An 18,454-nucleotide genomic window follows, 5' to 3' on the forward strand; every position below is an offset into this window, starting at 1 on the left:
ACTATGCCTCCCCTATTTCACTAACGTTCATTTTCTGTAAGCGTAAAGCATTAGTGACAACGGATAAGGAGCTAAAAGCCATTGCAGCACCAGCCACCCATGGGGCTAATAAACCGACAGCCGCAAAGGGGATCGCTGCTGTATTATAAACAAAGGCGAAGAACAGGTTTTGCTTAATGTTTCGCATCGTTTTTTGACTCATAAGCACAGCATCTGCCACGCTGTTTAAATCTCCGCGCATTAACGTAATATCCGCCGCTTCAATAGCTACGTCAGTACCTGTTCCAATCGCCATACCTATATCAGCCGTAGCAAGGGCGGGCGCATCATTAATGCCATCTCCGACCATCGCTACTTTCTTGCCGTGACCTTGAAGCTTTTGAACTTCAGCTCCCTTTTCTTCCGGTATCACTTCAGCAAGTACATGTTTAATCCCCACTTCACTGGCAATCGCTTCCGCTGTTTTCTGGTTATCTCCGGTCATCATTAGTACTTCCATACCGTTCTTTTGCAGACGTTGAATGGCACGGGCAGAGGTTTCTTTTACCGTATCTGCCACAGCGAGTACGCCCGCGTACACCCTATCAATGGCCACAAGCATAGCCGTTTTACCTTCGCTCTCCCATTTCTCTTTACGATCAAGAGCTACGGAAACTTCAATGTTATTATTGGTAAGAAATTGCTGCGTCCCGATCAGAATTTCCCGGCCCTTGACATGGGCTCGAATACCCTTACCAGGTACCGCTTCAAATGTTTCAGCATTCGGAACCGGAATCCCTTTCGCAGTAACACCATCGACAAGTGCTCGCGCCAATGGATGCTCAGATTGATTTTCAGCTGCGGCTACCAGAGATAAAAACGTATACTCATCTAACTGTTCAGCGTATACGTTTGTCAACGCTGGCTTGCCTTCTGTGATCGTTCCGGTTTTATCAAGGACGATAGTGTCCACATTTTGGGCGCTTTCCAAATATTCCCCTCCTTTGAAGAGAACCCCGATTTCTGCAGATCGACCCGACCCTGCCATAATTGACGTTGGTGTTGCCAAGCCAAGTGCGCACGGACATGCAATAACGAGAATCGATATCGTTGGAATAAGTGCACTGCCAAGCTCCCCTGGGGTCACCAAGAAATACCAAGTGAGGAATGTAAGTGCTGCAAACACGATCACAATTGGAACAAATACGCTGGATACTTTATCAACAGAACGTTGAATGTGCGCTTTTGACCCCTGAGCATCTTCTACGACTTTAACAATTTGTGCCAACGCCGTTTCCTTTCCAACTTTTGTTGCTTTCATTATGATGGATCCGTTTTTATTAAGGGTGGCCCCAGTAACAGTGTCACCGATTTGTTTATCAATCGGCACACCCTCTCCGGTCAGCATGGATTCATCAACGGCAGAACTTCCTTCAACAATCTCACCATCCACCGGTATCTTTTCGCCTGGCCTTACTCGAATATGATCATCTACTTTGACATCTTCAATAGCGACTTCTATTTCTTTACCACCGCGAAGCACGGTCGCAGTTTTCGCTTGCAAGTTTAGGAGTTTATTTATCGCTTGCGAAGTCCGGCCTTTGGCCCGGGCTTCAAACAGTTTTCCTAACACGATCAAGGTAATAATAATCGCCGCTGTTTCAAAATATAAATCGGCCATCGCTTCTCCTGAAGCCATCCATTCAATACCAAGATAAATGCTATAAAAATAAGCAGCAGACGTTCCAAGTGCCACGAGTACATCCATATTCGCACTTTTATTGAGTAATGCTTTATATGCACCCCGATAAAATTGCCAGCCGACCACAAATTGGACCGGTGTTGCGAGCGCGAGTTGCACCCATGGATTCATGAAAAGTTCGGGGATCCATATCCATTGGGTAAATTCAAAATGTGTGACCATACTCCAAAGGAGTGGGAGAGTAAGAATACTTGAGAAAATGAACTTTCCGGTTTGTTGTTCAACTGCTTTGTCTTTTTCTTCTTCAGCCGTTGAACGATCCGTTTTTTCATAAAGTTGGTAACCTATTTGATCGATGGCTGACTCCATATCAGAGATGGATACTGCATTGTGGTCATATGTCACCGTTGCCGTTTCCAGGGCAAAGTTCACATTCGCCTCACTGACACCGGAAAGGCGATTGAGTTTCTTTTCCACCCGGTTTGCACAAGCGGCACAAGTCATTCCGCTCACAGCAAATTCTCCTTTATCATGAACGACATGATATCCCAAGGATTCAATTTTTTCTTCAAATTGGGAGACATCGGTAACCTCTGGATCATAACTGACCCGGGTCTTTTCAGAAGCAAGGTTGACATTGGCATCTTCAACGCCTTCCATCTTCTTTAGACCCTTTTCAATACGAACAGCACAAGCCGCACAAGTCATCCCAGAAATTTGCAAGCTTGCTTCATCCTGCTTGCTCATCATCTCCCTCCTTCCTATGATTTTCTACTTCCATTATATTATACCCATAAGGGGTATTCAAGCATTTAGATTCATGATCTACCCATTAAAAAAGGAAGATCCCTAAAAAGGGCCTTCCTCTTCTTTCAGTAGTTACACAACATCATATCCTTGATCTTCAATGGTTTCTACAATTTCTTCATGCGTTACACCGCTTTGATCGTACTTCACCATGACCGTTCCTTGGTCAAGGTTTACCGTTACTTCAGAAACACCGTTCAATTCACCGACATTTCCTTCAACAGCGGAAACGCAATGGGCACATGACATCCCTTTTACATTTATAGTCTCTTGTTCCAATAGAGTCACCTCCATGTCCACTATTATACCGCTATTAAGAGAAAATCGTTAAGGATCCGCTCATTAGACAGCCATTTTTCTACACATCTCAGCACATTCGCGACATGCTTCTGCACACTGTTGACAATGCTCTTCCTCATGTTTTTCACATTCTTTCGCACATGCTTCACAAATCTCCGCACAAAGAGAGCAAGTTTGCTCTGCGAACGGACTATTTCTTGATAGCGCATTCGCAGTGTATGCACAAATCTCAGCACATTCACGATCGATCCGAATGCATTCTGCCATATGCCCAACATGTTCCTCTTGCAAACACGCATCAAAACAACGGTTACAAGCCTGCATACATTCTAGACAAGCATCGATACATTCTTGATAGGTATTCATAAAATAACCTCCTCGCTCACATCATACCCGGTATAGGTATATGAAAAACATCAAAAACTCATAAACAAACGTTCTTCTTCATTTAACCCGCACGTCCCACATTGAATTCGATAAGTTGGACCCTTATAAGGAATATGAAAAGGATCTAGTTGATGCTGATCAAACTCTTGTACAACCTCTCCGCTTTCGGGGTTTAATTTAACTGCCTGTGGTGATTGCTCCATGATATGAAAACGTGAACGATTGGTTTTACACCGTGGACAAACATACGTTTTTGCCATGAGTGATCCCTCCTGTTTTCCCTCATGTTTCCCCCATCTATATATTTTATCCAGACAAAAACGTCAAGGTCCAAGGTCCTTTAAGTTCGTGTTCAAAAAGAAGGACAACAAGAGCCGAGAAGTTTTAGAAAATGCTAGCTTATCGCCAAATCTAGATTTTCTTATGCTCTGAAGGGCAAGGTAGCCGTCTCGAGCCCCCTGCTTGCATCACAAAAGCATTCACTTCTCACGAAGGAAAAGGGGGTTTCTTTTTTGAGGACGTTTTCCGGACTTTTTTGCCACCTCTCTTTAATCAGGATCTACTTCATTAACCTCACCCTCATCCGGTAATTCTTCCTCACCAGGTGAACAAGCCGTGACGAACACTACCGCCATCGCAAGAAACAGCAATTGCTTTTTCATTGACCCTCACCGCCTTTTAAAGAAAGCATGTTCATAGATAACATCCCCTTTACTAAGCATACCTATCCGATCAAACTTCATTAAGCTGCCTTTATCTATTCATTGAGATAAAAACTCAAAGAAAATCATTGACATTCAATAGAAACATGCGTTATGATTTTTATGTTGTTGAACAAAAGGTTCCGTTAGCTCAGTTGGGAGAGCGCTACCTTGACAGGGTAGAGGTCGCTGGTTCGAGCCCAGCACGGGACACCATTCCTTTATGACGGTACTTACAGCGTTTCACTAAACGGAAAGCTACCTCTACCCTACCGCTAGGGTAGAAGTCACGACTCGTCTTCCTATTCGGCTCCTGACCGAATGAAAGGGGGCGAATTTTTATGCGCAAAAATAAACGAACGCCGAAATTATACCGCACAAAGTATAACGACGAAGCTAAGCGGCCGCAGTGAAAATTAAGCGAGTTGCTTGATATTTATGTTTTCGCGAAAAGTTCGGAGGACTGGCAACGTCGACGCTTGATAACAAGAAACGATATGTCAAGCAACTGATCGACTATTTCGGCGACATAACAACGGATAACATTTCGCTCGATGACGCACGCGCTTATGTTCATTATCTTCAACACGAACACGTTCGCTTCGAAAACAACTGGTATGTCGCTGATAGCCGCAAAACGAAGGGCCACGGTGTGAAAAGCGTCAACACGCACTTGCGCATCATTAAGGCGATGTTTGCATGGCTTGACGAAGAAAAATACATTGCTTACAACCCCTTTCAAAAGATCAAAAAGATTAAAGAACCGCAAGACGTTGTGAAAACGATAACGATTGACCAAGTGCGGCGGTTGATTAAAGAACCAGACGGACGTATAACGGCTTTCGTGACGCCGTTCTCATGACGTTGCTTATCGATTCCAGCTTGCGTGTTTCGGAAGCATCAACATTGAAATAAAGAATATTGACTACGCGACATGTTCGATTTATGTTCCGGCAGCAATCGCAAAAAACGGCGCCGCATCGTTACGTGCCGTTTAATAACAAAACAAGTAAGCTGTTGCGAGAGTTAGCCGCGGAAGTCGAAGACTTCGAAGTGCCGCACCTGTTCACGACAATCTACGGCAACAAATTGGACAAGTCCCGTTTTTCCCAAAAAATGAAAGAGTACGCCCAAGTAGCAGGCATTACGGACGCCACGGTAACGCCACATGTGCTTCGCCATACGGTTGCGGTTAACTACCTCATACAAGACGGCGACATTATGTCCTTGCGGCAAATTCTCGGCCATACGTCGCTGTCAATGGTTCAACGCTATACAGTCATGGCAGGGCCACACTTGCGAGAGCAGCACGACAAATATTCCCCTGCTTCGCTGATTTAACGAAAGCCCGGCACTGTTCGTGTCGGGCGTTTGTTATGTTATGCCGTTATTGTTCCAATTCGATTTCCGTTTCGATGCTTTCGCCAAGATCGTTTAATTCGTCATCGTGCAGTGCGTCGAACCGTAATTCTACGATTTCAACTTCATCGGCCGTGGAATTTTCTAGCATGTAAATGGACGTGCCTTGTTTCTCCACTTGGCCCAAAAATTGGCCCTCAATACGTTCGCTTGCCATCATTTCCGGCTCCAACTGCTCGCCCGTGTCCGTTATCATGGTTGCTTGCGACGGGTAAAACGAAATGTCGTCCTCGCTTGCGTTCTCTACCGTCATGTCTACCTGGATATACTCAGCTTCCATTAGCGTAAGTTATTTTCCTTATTAGCAAGTTCTTCCGCTCGATTTAAACGCTCTTTAAACTTCATTAATTTAGGGGATACATCAGAACGATGTGTATTTGACTCTAGTTTTTCAAATAATGATATAGCCTGTTTTAAGACTCTTACTTCTTCTTGATATTGTTTTCTTTTTCGGTAAATAATAGCTAATCGATCGTAAGGAAAATTACCTTCAAATTTTTCTAGAACATTAGCTTCATAAAATTCAATTGCATTATCAATGTATCCTTCTTTCTCTAATTTTTTACCATCTAAATTCCTATCAACGGAATCATCTGGTACCTTAATGCTTTTATTATAAGATTTTCCTTCCACCTTTTTGTTATTTTTTTCGCTCCATATGTCCATTCTAAATCCAATACCTTTTTCATCAGTTGGATAGTATATAGTTTTAATTGTTGCATTCAATGTATTATAGTTGGAGAGTTGCTTAGTATATTTACCAGGAACATAGCCTAAAAAAATAGTTTGTTCATTTCCATTTATTGTGCAAATCCCATTAACTTTAATAGCATTTTTATCATAAGAATTATCCGGTTCTTTTTCTAGCTCTAGGTATATATTTTCACTAATCGCAAATTTCAAAGCGTCTTTTTTTCTCCTTTGTATACCTGCAATTGGAACAAACTCAAGGACTTTTTTAGGTGTTCCTTTTGGTTGAGGTGGATTTACACGAACCATATTTTCCAAATCGTCACTGAGTCTATATGCTTCATTAATTTTTCTCTTGCTTGGATCATCAATAGTGGCAACCTTAGGGAATAGTTGACCTTTGCTTAATTTATCAACTTTTTTACTATACTGTTTATCACCTGCATTTTTTGTTTTAATGTTTGGTTTTTGCGATCTCATATGTTTAATTTCTTGTTCTTGTGAAGTTGAAAACATTTTTTTTAATAAATTAATCATGAATATAAGCTCCCTTATATTTTTTCTAGGGCCCTTGTACACAAAAAGGACACTTATACTAATTCCAAAATGGCTTGATTCAGAAGGACTCACTTATTCGCTTCACATACTCAATTTGGGTTATTCACCCGAAATTGCTTCTTGAATTTTGTGAACCGCTTACAATTCATTTTCAGCATTAAATAGGAACTATCTTATCTAAGTAAAAAGAAAAGCGCGCATTAACTTTCATATTCACTTGGAAAGAGCTCTTTTCTAATTATTAACTTCAGATCAGTTTTCATTGAATCAATATCTTCAATTAGTTCTGCACTAGATATCACATCTCCACCAGCCCTTATCTTATCTTCAAGGTGATCTGGGTCGTAACTTAGCCATAATTGCCATATTTTTTGTAAAAGATCACTTCCACTTTTTTCAATATCCTTAGATAAATAGAGAATCTTAAAATAAAAATAATTATTTGCCTCAATAATTTTTTCTTCTGCCTTATTATAATTAATTCTTTGCGATATTTTATCTAGATAAATCTTAGCTTGCTTTTTGTCATTGGTATTATTCCATAAACCTCGAATAAGTTCCCTATCCTTAGCTATAATTTGTTTATCGTGCATCTCTGATTCAATCTCTTGAGCGTTCAAACTTTCAAAATCTAATTTCCCTCGTTGGAACCCTCTTAAACCTTGAACTGCCCCATTACATATTTCAATTAATTTGAAGAGCTCAGGATAACATTCATGTTTTTTAACTGTATATAATTCAAAATTTGTAAGCAGTTTATTTTGTTCTCCCTTTACTTCTTCAGTTAGTTCAGTAATTCTCCGAATGTCTTGTTTAGTAGCTAAATTTTCCCCCTTCTTTTTCATGAAGCTCGGAAGAAAATTCCCAATTATTAAACCGATCATTAAATACAGTAAGGAGTATAGATCAGTTTCCATTTTCATCACCCAATTCCAGATATTTTTATTCCATATAATAGCCTGTTAATGAATAAACTGATGGAAATTTATTCATTATCTTTATTATAAATGAAACAACTTTATTTTCGCACCTTTTCTATGAAACAGTTTAGATTTACTTCAGTTTTTCCACCTTTGCTTTTACATTTGTCAAATGAACACGCTCGCCTACGTTTAACCATGGCAGGTAATTCGTTGACTTAGACTTCGGTTTAGAAAATTTTGTCGGAAAATTGCGGGCGCCTTTCAGAGCGCATATGTTCGTATAACCCCGGGGTGTTCGCCCCAATCGTTCGCACAAAATTATGTTCGCTATTTTCGAATCATACAAACGGAAGAACTCACTTAGCTATCGAACGAACAGCGCGGCAAGGTCGGCATGATCGCAACTTAACGTATAAGTGGCGCCGCCTTGACGTCGTTGAATAATTAAATCTATTCTATCCGGCCGTCGTTTTTGTTGCGATACATGGCAACGTGCTACGTGTCTAAAAGTCTTAACTTTTGAACGTTATAAAACAGTCCTTATATCGGCCTTAATTTCGTTTAGAAGTTAGTCTATAATCTAAAAGTACAAAAGATAGTTAACTTATAGACGGAGGTGTAACGAATGATCATAGGTTATGCGAGAGTGTCAACGACTGGACAAGACTATGAGACACAAAAAGAGATACTTGAACAGGAAGGCTGCGAAAGAATATTCGTGGAGAAGGTAACGGGAACCAGCACGGCACAACGGACACTACTTGTGGAAATGCTAAAATTTGCCAGTCCGGGTGATACCGTGATCGTAACGAAAATTGATCGCTTGGCCAGTTCCATTATCGACTTAAATAAAATCGTCAACCAGCTTGCGGAAAATGGCATTAGTGTTCGCTTTGTCAGTGATAACATGACGTTTATAGGACGGACGACGCAAACAGCTTGCAGACGCTTCTATTCAACGTGCTAGGTAGCTTTGCTCAGTTTGAACGTGACTTGATCGTAGAGCATACAACGAAAGGGCGTGAACGCGCAAAGAAGCAAGGTAAGCGTATGGGTCGGCCATCAAAGCCGGAAAAGGACGTCAAGCAAGCGCTAAAGCTGTATCAGGAACGGGGAACAAACGGCATGAGCGTGGCGGATATAGTGAAAGCGACAGGCGTGCCGAAGTCTACCTTGTATCATAAAACGAAGCAAACGTAAGGCAGACGACAGCTGGCGCAAGCGTAGGAGAAAAGCGAATATCATTCAGGGTCGATGTATGCGGGGCGGCGTCGCCGTGATCGCGACGACCAATGAACATAAAAAAATAATTCGGCAGTACACGTCAACATTACGTATACCACCGCAATTGTAAATCAATGTAATCTATACGTTAACATTTGTGTCGAGTTTCCTCATTTTATTTCATCATAAAAAGGAATACTGTATCTTCCACATCAAGCTTCTCTTTTTTGTAGCCTTTATAACCAAGCTTTTCATAGAGCGCAATATTCTTTGTGGAACGACTTCCAGTAAACAACTTATAAGTCACACCTTTAAACTGTTTTTCGATTCCTTCCATTAGCTTTTGAGCGATCCCACGATTCCTATATTCAGGGTGGACCATGAGTTTATTTATGAAACATTCACCATCTTTCTCATAGGCCCGAACCGAACCAACGATTCTTCCTTCTTCTACATATTTCAACACAATGTTGTCCTCGAAAGATTGTTCCGCGGTAGCTAAATCCTCTTTAAGCGGCATAATGTTGTAATTATTATAGATTTCAGCTTCACTCACATAGGCGAGCTTTTGTAATGATAAAATTTCACTCACATCTTGCTTCTGAGCGCGTTCAATCATTGCCATAATGACCTCCTATCTAATTTCTCCGTTTGGTAGTAGCGCTCCGTTTCATTCCATTCATTCCATTACGGAAAAAAGAGTATCACATGACCTCCATATTTTAAAATGAATAAAACTTCACAGGTTGGAATATTTTGCAGATCTAGGTTTTTCTTCATGATATAAAGTTATTCGACTGTTCATCACTAGGAGCTGTAACAGCTTTTTTGGTGTTAATACCTTCTTCATTGGTAGCCTAAATTATGGTATTATAAGATCTACTCCCAGCAGCCAAAAAGTATGACCGGTGACATTTCGCCATCGTGGATACTAAGGGATGGCTGTATTGGCTTTGCGTTGTTATTATTTATGTAATTAAAAATGTTGCTCAACAAAAAGAAAATTACAAAAACAGATTGACACCCAAAAATCTCAGGTGTTATTTTTATTGTAGAAAAGTGTTTAGTTGTATGAATGAGCCAATAAGAAGATCGTTTGCTACTCTTCTTGTTGGCTTTTTTTCTCGCTGAAATTTACAAAACGCCATTGAAGATGAGAAGGAGGAACTAAACTGTCTGATTACCAGAAAATCCTCGTATGCGTAGATTGTGAAGGGGCCTCATTTGATACTTTTGATCAGGCTTGCACATTTGCCATTACCCAAAATGCAAAACTGTATATCGCAACAGTTGTTGATCCGAAACCTTATGCCACCATACAAAGATTCGACCGTAAGATAGTGAAACGTACCGAAGAAGAAGCTCACGAAACGCTGATAAAATACCAACGAAGAGCAATAGACAAAGGCCTTACCAACACTGAAACCATTTTTGAGACCGGGTCCCCTAGTATAAAAATCACTCAGCATATTGTTCCCAATTATAACATTGACCTTGTTATGATTGGAGCTAACCAAGGAAACAAAGTGGAGCGGATCTTGGTAGGAAGTGTATCCGATGCAATTATTAAATCAGCCTCATGTGATGTAATTACGGTCAGAAGCGCAGATATCGATCATAAGGCGAAAAACAATTTATTTATAAGAAGTAATAAAAATACTCATGAAGGATGATAATTTACAGTTGGAAACAAACTTGAATAGCTCTTGCGAACATTCAATTTTTCTAATTATAAAATTAATAAATAATCCGAATTGACAAGATTGGAAAGTGACCCCTGGCTTTGACGTCCGGGGCGACAAAATGTTGATGATAGTCGTTCTTTGTAGGTACCTTTGCTATACCGCTTGTACATCTGGATCAAGGGTTGTATGAATGTAAAATCCCGGCGCTCTTCGGTCGACTTTGATTATTTCTTCTTTTCTTTCTCTACCCATCTTTTTCATGCACTTCTGTATAAGTATTTTCACTCAACGGAGAGCGTTTGATCATGTTGCAAAAAAATTAAAAAGCCGACAAGGCTTTTTAAAATAATGGTAACCGTTGCATATTACCTTTTTTATTTTTAAAATACCACCGTCCACTATTTGAATGCTTGTACACCTCTACTCCACAAATCGTAAGCTTATGAATATAGTTAAACATAACCCTTGCTCCCTTCTGATTTAGGTAACCTGAATCTTACCCTTTATATCAAGATTTTGTTTTTCTTAAATGATATGCGTGAACAAGGCCGGTAATGACTCTAATCTTACTTTGCCTCACCTAATCGAAACATATACATCTTTCGAAACGCTTACGAGCAGCCAGCTGGCGCTTTGCTCTTCGGAAAAGAAACTCACTTTTCCTTCGTGAGAAGGGAATGCTATCGTGGTTCAAGCAGGGTACTCGAGACGGGTTTCCTTGCACTCCAGAGCATAAAAATCTAGACTCGCCATTTTGGGGATAAGCTAACCTTTTCTAAAACTTCTTGGCTCTTTTTGCCCCTCTTATCAATTCATATGAAAAGATTTTAATGCATCTAACGAGGCATGGTGTAAAAATTGAGTAGTTCCCGCTAGGGAACTACCTACTCATAAGCCTCCTCTTCACTTTCCTTTTTTCTAAACACCCTAATTACTTCTCCAGCAATGACAAATAACGGAACAGCGATTAACAAGCCGATAAAACCGGCGAATTCATACCCTATCAATAACGCAAGCAAAATCAAGAGGGGATGAAGGTGTGCACTTTTCCCCATGATATAGGGAGATAAGACGTTACTTTCCAGTTGCTGAACAATAGTAATGGCAATCACCGTAAATAAAACCGTTTCCCAGGATATTGTAATCGCTACAATCACGGCTGGGACTGCCCCTATGTAAGGTCCCACATAAGGAATTAAATCCATCAGTCCCATGAAGATACCAAGGATCATCGGATAAGGAACCTGTACGATCCATAAAGCCAGGATCGAAAGAATACCGACGCATAGAGAGACAACGAGCTGGCCGCGAATATAGAAGCCGAGTGCATGATCAACGGCTTGCGCCAGTTTTTTCCCTTGTTCACGCCATCGCTTGGGAGTGATATACACTAAAGCTTTTTCAAATGCTTGCAAATCCTTTAGCAAATAAAAAGTTAAAAAGGGAAGTAAAAATAACATGACAATGGCTTCCATAATCGCCGGCCACTGTTCTAATACCCCTTCTAGCATTTCCTCACCATTTGTCTGTAGTTGCGACACTCCTTTTTCTGCCTGATCATGAAGGATGGGCGGTAAGGAATCAATTTGGCGGTGGAGCGTTAGCCAGCCATTCTCAAAGGTTTGTAACCACTCCGGCCATTCATTCACAAACGAAATATATTGACGCATAAGAATAGGAGCAGACTCGATCAAAGCCCAGGCTCCTCCACCAAAAAACATCACATAGATCAGCAAAACGGAAAGCGCCCGCGGGACTCCTTTTCGCTGTAAGAAATCAATCACCGGGTGAAGAAGATACGCGAACAATCCAGCGAGAAGAAACGGAAGCATAATTTTCCCTAAACTAGAAAGAAATGGCTTCCAAACAGGTGCAAGTAAATATATGAAGTATATACATGCCAAGAGAACGAGTACAAAAAGAAAACGAAGCAACCATGGGCGTGTTTTCATGCTTACCTCCACATAGAATTTCTAAATGATATTCCAAAAACCCGGAACAAAAGAGGAGCGGTCATAGCCAACGTTTGGTAGGTCTTCAGCAAACATCAACATAACCATAACAAACGGACGCCCTCGACTTCACGACGATAGCGCCTATGTCTTTTCGCCTGACGACTCAGTTTATTCCACCTTGTTTACGTACCATTAGCATTTACCATTGGAGGGTTATTATCCAGGTTAAGCTTTTATTTTCCTTCTTCCGTTTTTGACGGCCTCTCTATAAACGAAAAAATCGCCCGGCTTGGGGCGATTTTTAGCTAGAAAGCGCGCTTATAGGCTTTTCGCAATTGCTTATAATACCGGTTTCTTTTAAGCTGGGACATGAGATTGCGCCTTGAACCATTTTGGGCACTCATCATATAAATTGCGGTACCTACGCTTCCAATCCCTGCGATCAGCAGTGATGATGCGGTAGCTTTGTTGTTCATGAGCAATCCTCCGTTACACCATTATCATCCTGACGCTTTTGGTATGAGCCCGGAATCCTGTAATTGCCGTTCCTCGCTGCTGAAGAGGTCGTCCAAGGAGCTTAGTGAGCCGTCTTCCTCCACTTGAAACACGGACATAACTTCTCCTTGAACATCAACTTCTAAACAACAACGCCAACAATAATATTGACTGCTCCCTATTTTTCCTAAGTCTTTAAAATGACAATTAGGGCAGTGAACCATATGGACCCTCCTGTGAAAAATTCCCTTTATCACAAGAATGGCCCAATCATTCCTTTGCTATACATAAAAAGTGTCAGGATGATTAGTATAACTCAGATTTATGACCTTCATGTTTGGAACTTGCTTCCTCTTCATCCGCCAGGCGTACATGCAAATGGGAATAACGGCTATTCTGATCATTATTATTCACGGCAATGTCAAACGCTCGCCTTTCACCAACCAAGACTAAAGAATCCCGAGCTCTTGTGACCGCAGTATAAAGCAAATTCCTTTTCAGCATGCGGTGGTATGACATAGATAAGGGTACAATGACGATAGGAAATTCACTTCCCTGTGCTTTATGAATAGAGCTGCAATAGGCAAGCATGATTTGTTTTAAGTCTTGTTTTTCGTAATTGACTTCAATGCCGTCAAAACTTACGACGACTTTTTCTTTGCTATCTTCGCTTTCTTTTTCTTTGAGGATGGCTACAATTTCTCCTCTATCCCCATTAAAGACATTATCTTCAGGGTTATTGACGAGTTGTAAAACAATATCTCCCTGGCGATAATTCACTTCTCCGTATTTTATGGAACGCTTACCTTGGGCCGGAGGATTAAACAGCTCCTGCAACATTTCGTTTAACAAATGGATTCCGCTCGGTCCTTTGTACATAGGCGCAAGGACTTGAATCTCCCGGGCCGTATACCCCTTGTTCATTGCTTTCTCACAGATCTGTTTGACCATATCCGTCATGTTCATTCCGTTACACGGGATAAAAGAACGATCAGGCTTCGGTTTTGTAAACTCCGCGGATAAATGTCCTTCTTTAAGTGCGTGCGCCAGGTCGATAATCGAAGAACCTTCGGCTTGGCGGTAAACCGCTGAAAGCGATACAGCCGGAACTGCCTGGGACCTGAGTAAGTCACCAAGCACTTGACCGGGGCCGACCGATGGCAGCTGATCTTCATCCCCGACGATAACCACTTGCATATGAGAGGGAATCGCCTTGAACAATTGATTGGCGAGCCAAACATCAATCATCGAGGCCTCATCAACAATGAGTAATTCCCCGTCCAGTGGATTCTCTTCGTCATGTTCTAGATATTCCTCATCTTCGCCGCGCCATCCGAGCCATTTGTGGATCGTATACGCTGGCAGTCCGGTTGTCTCCGCCATTCGTTTTGCTGCTCTCCCTGTTGGAGCGGCAAGCAGGACTGGAAGGTTTTTTTCTTTACGACTTGCCCACCCTCGTATGCGTTTAAACATCTCAACAATCGCACGAATGACCGTCGTTTTCCCTGTGCCCGGTCCACCTGTCAGAATCATGAGGGGAGACTTCAACGCAAGTTCCACCGCTTCTTTCTGACGATCGGCGTATGTAATCTTAAATGCCTCCTCCATTTCCCCTAGCGTTTGCAGGAAAAGATCTTCAGAGAATGCTTCTTGATCTTTTGTGTCCATGATGCGTTGAATGCTGGTCGCTAATCCTTTTTCAGCAAAATAGAGCGAGAGCATGTAGCCACGGCCTTCTTGAACAGCAACGGCCCCTTCTTCGGCAAGCTTCAAGATGCTTTCCAGAAGCATCTCTTCGTTCACTTCCCGGCTTCGATAATTCAATAGTTGCAACGTTTCTTCGACCCATACATTTTCTGGCAAATACACATGGCCGACGCTTTGTGATATTTGAGAGAGAGAAAATAGCAAGCCGGATTTCAATCGTTTTTCAGAGGTTGCTTCAATTCCTAATTGCATGCCAAGTTCATCAGCTTTTTGAAAGCCGATACCTTCGATATCCTGGATGAGTTGATAAGGGTCTTTTTCTACAACTTGTAGCGTCTCACTTTCGTATTGCTGAATGATTTTCGTTGCCAATTCGGTGCCAAAACCATATGTAATCAAGCGGCTCATCACCCCCGCGAGCTCTTGTTCTTCCACTAATTGCTCGGCAAGCGTCTCCGCCTGTCTACGTTTAAGTTCAGGTACATTGGACAAACAGCTGGGGTCGTTAATAATTTTATCAATGGCGGAATCACCAAGGGTCTCGACAATTCGCGCGGCTGTCTTACGACCTATTCCTGGAAAGCGTTGACTCGATAAATATTGGATCAGCGCTGCACCGCCTCGGGGAATGTACTGTTCATAAAGTTCCATATTAAATTGTTGACCATAACGGGCATGCTCACGGTAATGACCAAAAAATGTCAGCATTTCTCCTTCAGGCGGTGAAGGAAAATGACCCACAACAGCAATCGAAGGGGCATCTATGACTGGCGCTGCTTCATCAATGTCTACATTCAAAACGGTATACCCATTGGTTTCATTACGAAAAATCACGTGACTAACCGTTCCGGTAATCTTTGACATTGATGACTTCCAGTCTTCACTCATGCTTTCCCTCCTCATACAAAGGTCACTTACGTTCTTCTTCCACTTGCTTCTTTCCGTTTGCAGCCAATAGATGATCAGGCTGCGCTGACAAAGCCCGGTTAAAATGATCCAATGCCTTATCGTCTTCTGCTTTTGCGTGGTAGGCAACCCCTAAATTATAATGGGCGTCCGCGTGATTTTCTTTGTCATTAATAACAGACTGGAACTCCTTTATAGCCTCATCCAGAAGCTGCGACTGGGCAAGGGTTAAAGCAAAATAAAAACGGGCCTCCACATCTTGCGGATCTAACTCTACAACGCGTTGCAACCTCGCCATCGCGAATGGGATTTGCCCAAGCTGGTATTCACACATCCCGATCATCAAGTGTAGACTTGCATCATTCATTCCCAGCGCTTCGGCTTGTTGGTAAAACTTCAATGCTTCCTTGTATCTTTCAATATTATACGAGATGTTTCCTGCCCCATAATAGGCACCTGCTTGCCCGTCGTCGAGCTGAATCGCCCGTTGATAGCTCGAGAGCGCCTGCTCGTATTCACCGGAACGTTCAAGCAGGTTACCAATATTCGTATACAACAAAGGATGATCATGGCCGATTTCTAAAGCCTCTCGAAAGTAGGATAAGGCTTCTTCGTAATCTCCAGCTTGCATGGCGTTTCTCCCTTTTTCGTATGCGTTCACCTTATTCACTTCCCGTGGCCATTTCTAATTCTTGATTTGGAACCGTCGAATCAATCGTTCCCCCGCCGAGGCAGACGTCTCCATCATAAAAGACAACGGCTTGCCCCGGTGTGACCGCCCGTTGAGGGGTAGCGAAAGAAACGTAGAAGTTATCTTTATCGTTCACCATAAGGGTGACTTCCTGATCTGCTTGACGATACCTAAATTTAGCCGTACACGTTACCGGCTCAGCAGGGAGTGAGGGTTTCAGCCAGTTTAATCCTGATCCGTAGAGTCCTTCTGACATGAGGGCAGGATGTTGACTCCCTTGTCCAACGATCAAAACGTTCTGATCAAGGTCTTTATCAACGACAAACCATGGCTCCCCGGAACCACCGATGCCAAGTCCCTGCCGTTGCCCTAGGGTGTAGTACATCAAGCCTTCATGACGGCCTTTATACGTCCCTTCAGGTGTCCGCATGTCCCCCGGCTGTGCTGGTAAATACTCCATTAGGAAGGATTTAAAATCACGTTCGCCAATAAAGCAGATGCCTGTGCTGTCTTTTTTCGAAGCTGTTGCAAGCCCACGAGCTTCTGCCATTTCCCGCACATCTTTCTTCTCATAATCGCCGAGCGGAAACATGACTTGCGCAAGCTGGTCTTGGCTCAACTGATTCAAAAAGTACGTTTGATCTTTATTGTTATCGATTCCCCGCATGAGATCAACTGTACCGTCAACACGTCTATGAAGGCGTGCATAGTGCCCAGTTGCCACATAATCCGCACCAAGCATCAATGCGTAATCGAGAAAGGCTTTAAATTTAATCTCCTTATTGCAGACGACATCCGGGTTTGGTGTACGTCCTTTTCGATACTCCTCTAGAAAATACGTAAATACCTTATCCCAATATTGCTGTTCAAAATTAACCGAGTAATAAGGAATACCGATTTGATCAGAAACACGGGCGACATCACGGTAGTCCGTTGTTGCCGTGCATACCCCGTTTTCATCTTCGTCATCCCAGTTTTTCATAAAAACACCAACGACATCGTAGCCTTCTTCTTTCAGCAAAGCCGCAGCGAGGGAAGAATCAACCCCGCCGGACATTCCCACGACGACGCGGATGTCACTATTATTCGCAGTCATGGTCTTTCACCTCACTTTTGACCCAATACTTTCCGTTGTTTCTTTGTAATTTTAGCTATTTGCTTAGCAGTCTCGTCCATTTGCGCCTCGTTATTCCCATAACCCACACTGATGCGAATCGACGAACGGATACGTGGATCATTCTCCCCATACATTGCTGCTAATACATGGGAGGGCTGGAAGCTCCCTGCCGTACAGGCCGAACCACTAGACACTGCCACACCTTCAAGGTCCAGTTGAGCAAGGAGAGGTTCAGTCTGCGTACCTGGAAAATGAACATTAATGATGTGCGGCAGTTTTTGTTCTTGGCTCCCATTCATTTCATAAGGAACCTTTTCAGCATCGAGAGCGGTCAATAGACGATGAATGAAACGTTTACAGGCTTGTGCCCGCTCTTCTTTTTCCTTTTGCAGCAATTGCACAGCCTCGCCAAAACCAACGATCGCGGGGACATTTTCTGTCCCCGGTCGCAAACGTCTTTCCTGTTCCCCGCCAAAAACGAGCGGATGGAGCGTCGTGTCTTTTTTTACGTACAAAAAGCCTGCTCCTTTCGGACCGTTGATCTTGTGAGCCGACCCAGTCAGCAAGTCAACATTTAGTTCTGCCACATCCACAGAGAGTGTTCCGAACGATTGTACAGCATCAGTATGAAAAAATGCCCCGTGTTCACGTAATTGATCACCAATATCAGCGATAGGTTGAATGGCACCCGTCTCATTGTTTCCGTGCATCACCGTCACTAAAATTGTATCTTCTCGAAGCGCATCAAGCAACGATTCCAAACGCACAATCCCATCGGCTGTAACTGGTAAATAAGTGACCTCGAAACCTTCTCGTTCCAGTTGTGCGCATGCGTGCAAAACAGCATGGTGCTCTGTCTTTGTCGAAATCACATGGTTCCCCTCATGTCGACGGGCTCTAGCTGCACCTGTGATCGCTAGATTATCTGACTCTGTTCCTCCACTCGTGAAAACAATTTCTTCAGAACTGGCACCTATACTTTCAGCTACTGCTACCCTCGCAGCATCCACCGCCTGACGAGCCTGTCTCCCGTAACGGTGAATACTCGACGGATTCCCGGGGAACGTGCCGTCAAGATAGGGCTTCATCCTTTCCCAAACTTCTGGACGAACGGGCGTCGTCGCGGCATGATCCAAATAAATGCCTGTCATGCAACCCCCCCTTTTTATTCGTGGACAAAAAGAGCCTAAGTGGGGTCCCATCCACTA

At 42.7% G+C, this 18,454-nt stretch carries 19 protein-coding genes, 1 tRNA gene and 1 pseudogene; 6 read left to right on the top strand and 15 right to left on the bottom strand.

Translation table 11 applies throughout. The features are described from left to right. Nucleotide 1 precedes the first annotated feature (1 nt). The 4 genes from HNR44_RS07015 to HNR44_RS07030 all read right to left on the bottom strand — a co-directional run bounded on the left by HNR44_RS07015 (nt 2) and on the right by HNR44_RS07030 (nt 3,435). Entirely contained in the window at nt 2–2,428 is a 2,427-nt protein-coding gene (locus tag HNR44_RS07015) for a heavy metal translocating P-type ATPase (RefSeq protein WP_184403602.1), read from the bottom strand. Nucleotides 2,429–2,560: 132 nt separating this feature from the next. Continuing rightward, on the bottom strand, nt 2,561–2,767 hold the full coding sequence (gene copZ, locus HNR44_RS07020; RefSeq protein ID WP_184403349.1) for a copper chaperone CopZ: 207 nt from the start codon (nt 2,765–2,767) through the stop codon (nt 2,561–2,563). A gap of 63 nt (nt 2,768–2,830) precedes the next feature. After that, nucleotides 2,831–3,154, bottom strand: a complete 324-nt coding sequence (locus HNR44_RS07025; protein ID WP_184403350.1) for a four-helix bundle copper-binding protein — start codon at nt 3,152–3,154, stop codon at nt 2,831–2,833. A 50-nt stretch (nt 3,155–3,204) separates the two neighbouring features. Continuing rightward, nucleotides 3,205–3,435: a DNA alkylation repair protein gene (locus HNR44_RS07030; RefSeq protein WP_184403351.1), complete on the bottom strand. Its 231-nt coding sequence runs from the start codon at nt 3,433–3,435 to the stop codon at nt 3,205–3,207. 581 nt (nt 3,436–4,016) lie between these two features. On the opposite strand from HNR44_RS07030, the gene HNR44_RS07035 reads away from it, so the two are divergent. The 3 genes from HNR44_RS07035 to HNR44_RS07045 all read left to right on the top strand — a co-directional run bounded on the left by HNR44_RS07035 (nt 4,017) and on the right by HNR44_RS07045 (nt 5,217). After that, nucleotides 4,017–4,092: transfer RNA gene (locus HNR44_RS07035), tRNA-Val, on the top strand. 247 nt (nt 4,093–4,339) lie between these two features. Continuing rightward, nucleotides 4,340–4,738, top strand: a complete 399-nt coding sequence (locus tag HNR44_RS07040; RefSeq protein WP_184403603.1) for a tyrosine-type recombinase/integrase — start codon at nt 4,340–4,342, stop codon at nt 4,736–4,738. A gap of 83 nt (nt 4,739–4,821) precedes the next feature. After that, a complete protein-coding gene (locus HNR44_RS07045; protein WP_184403352.1) occupies nt 4,822–5,217 on the top strand; it encodes a tyrosine-type recombinase/integrase in 396 nt (131 codons plus the stop codon). A gap of 46 nt (nt 5,218–5,263) precedes the next feature. Here the strand turns inward: HNR44_RS07045 and HNR44_RS07050 are convergent, their stop codons facing one another. The 3 genes from HNR44_RS07050 to HNR44_RS07060 all read right to left on the bottom strand — a co-directional run bounded on the left by HNR44_RS07050 (nt 5,264) and on the right by HNR44_RS07060 (nt 7,460). After that, a complete protein-coding gene (locus tag HNR44_RS07050) occupies nt 5,264–5,575 on the bottom strand; it encodes a hypothetical protein (RefSeq protein WP_184403353.1) in 312 nt (103 codons plus the stop codon). Continuing rightward, nucleotides 5,575–6,522, bottom strand: coding sequence for an HIRAN domain-containing protein (locus HNR44_RS07055; RefSeq protein WP_184403354.1), 948 nt, complete (start codon nt 6,520–6,522; stop codon nt 5,575–5,577). The genes HNR44_RS07050 and HNR44_RS07055 overlap by 1 nt, the downstream gene beginning before the upstream one ends. Nucleotides 6,523–6,743: 221 nt before the next feature. Further along, on the bottom strand, nt 6,744–7,460 hold the full coding sequence (locus HNR44_RS07060; protein WP_184403355.1) for a hypothetical protein: 717 nt from the start codon (nt 7,458–7,460) through the stop codon (nt 6,744–6,746). Between the two features lie 631 nt (nt 7,461–8,091). Between HNR44_RS07060 and HNR44_RS07065 the strand changes: the two are divergent. Then, nucleotides 8,092–8,594: pseudogene (locus HNR44_RS07065) on the top strand (recombinase family protein); the annotation flags it as partial. Then, nucleotides 8,592–8,666 carry a hypothetical protein gene (locus tag HNR44_RS17925; protein WP_343069423.1) on the top strand — a complete coding sequence of 25 codons (75 nt, stop codon included), beginning with the start codon at nt 8,592–8,594 and terminating at the stop codon, nt 8,664–8,666. The pseudogene HNR44_RS07065 and the gene HNR44_RS17925, both read left to right, overlap by 3 nt. 199 nt (nt 8,667–8,865) lie before the next feature. On the opposite strand, the gene HNR44_RS07070 is transcribed toward HNR44_RS17925, so the two are convergent. After that, a complete protein-coding gene (locus HNR44_RS07070) occupies nt 8,866–9,315 on the bottom strand; it encodes a GNAT family N-acetyltransferase (RefSeq protein ID WP_184403356.1) in 450 nt (149 codons plus the stop codon). A 565-nt stretch (nt 9,316–9,880) separates the two neighbouring features. Here HNR44_RS07070 and HNR44_RS18015 point away from each other — a divergent pair. Next, nucleotides 9,881–10,363, top strand: coding sequence for a universal stress protein (locus HNR44_RS18015; protein ID WP_425489448.1), 483 nt, complete (start codon nt 9,881–9,883; stop codon nt 10,361–10,363). An 896-nt stretch (nt 10,364–11,259) separates the two neighbouring features. Here HNR44_RS18015 and HNR44_RS07080 read toward each other — a convergent pair. The 7 genes from HNR44_RS07080 to HNR44_RS07110 all read right to left on the bottom strand — a co-directional run bounded on the left by HNR44_RS07080 (nt 11,260) and on the right by HNR44_RS07110 (nt 18,397). Then, nucleotides 11,260–12,327: an AI-2E family transporter gene (locus HNR44_RS07080; protein ID WP_184403357.1), complete on the bottom strand. Its 1,068-nt coding sequence runs from the start codon at nt 12,325–12,327 to the stop codon at nt 11,260–11,262. A 308-nt stretch (nt 12,328–12,635) separates the two neighbouring features. Then, nucleotides 12,636–12,806 carry a hypothetical protein gene (locus HNR44_RS07085; protein ID WP_184403358.1) on the bottom strand — a complete coding sequence of 57 codons (171 nt, stop codon included), beginning with the start codon at nt 12,804–12,806 and terminating at the stop codon, nt 12,636–12,638. Nucleotides 12,807–12,830: 24 nt separating this feature from the next. After that, on the bottom strand, nt 12,831–13,049 hold the full coding sequence (locus tag HNR44_RS07090) for a hypothetical protein (RefSeq protein WP_184403359.1): 219 nt from the start codon (nt 13,047–13,049) through the stop codon (nt 12,831–12,833). A gap of 82 nt (nt 13,050–13,131) precedes the next feature. Further along, the gene (recD2, locus tag HNR44_RS07095; protein WP_246407013.1) at nt 13,132–15,420 is read right to left on the bottom strand and encodes an SF1B family DNA helicase RecD2; all 2,289 of its coding nucleotides are present in this window, start codon (nt 15,418–15,420) and stop codon (nt 13,132–13,134) included. A gap of 22 nt (nt 15,421–15,442) precedes the next feature. After that, a complete protein-coding gene (locus HNR44_RS17930) occupies nt 15,443–16,108 on the bottom strand; it encodes a tetratricopeptide repeat protein (protein WP_343069398.1) in 666 nt (221 codons plus the stop codon). After that, nucleotides 16,101–17,225 (bottom strand): tRNA 2-thiouridine(34) synthase MnmA, encoded by a 1,125-nt coding sequence (mnmA, locus tag HNR44_RS07105; protein ID WP_184403362.1) that lies wholly within the window; start codon nt 17,223–17,225, stop codon nt 16,101–16,103. The genes HNR44_RS17930 and mnmA overlap by 8 nt, the downstream gene beginning before the upstream one ends. Nucleotides 17,226–17,236: 11 nt before the next feature. Then, on the bottom strand, nt 17,237–18,397 hold the full coding sequence (locus tag HNR44_RS07110) for a cysteine desulfurase family protein (protein WP_184403363.1): 1,161 nt from the start codon (nt 18,395–18,397) through the stop codon (nt 17,237–17,239). Nucleotides 18,398–18,454 lie beyond the last annotated feature (57 nt).

This window comes from Geomicrobium halophilum, from assembly GCF_014207655.1.
GTDB lineage: Bacteria > Bacillota > Bacilli > Bacillales > Marinococcaceae > Geomicrobium > Geomicrobium halophilum.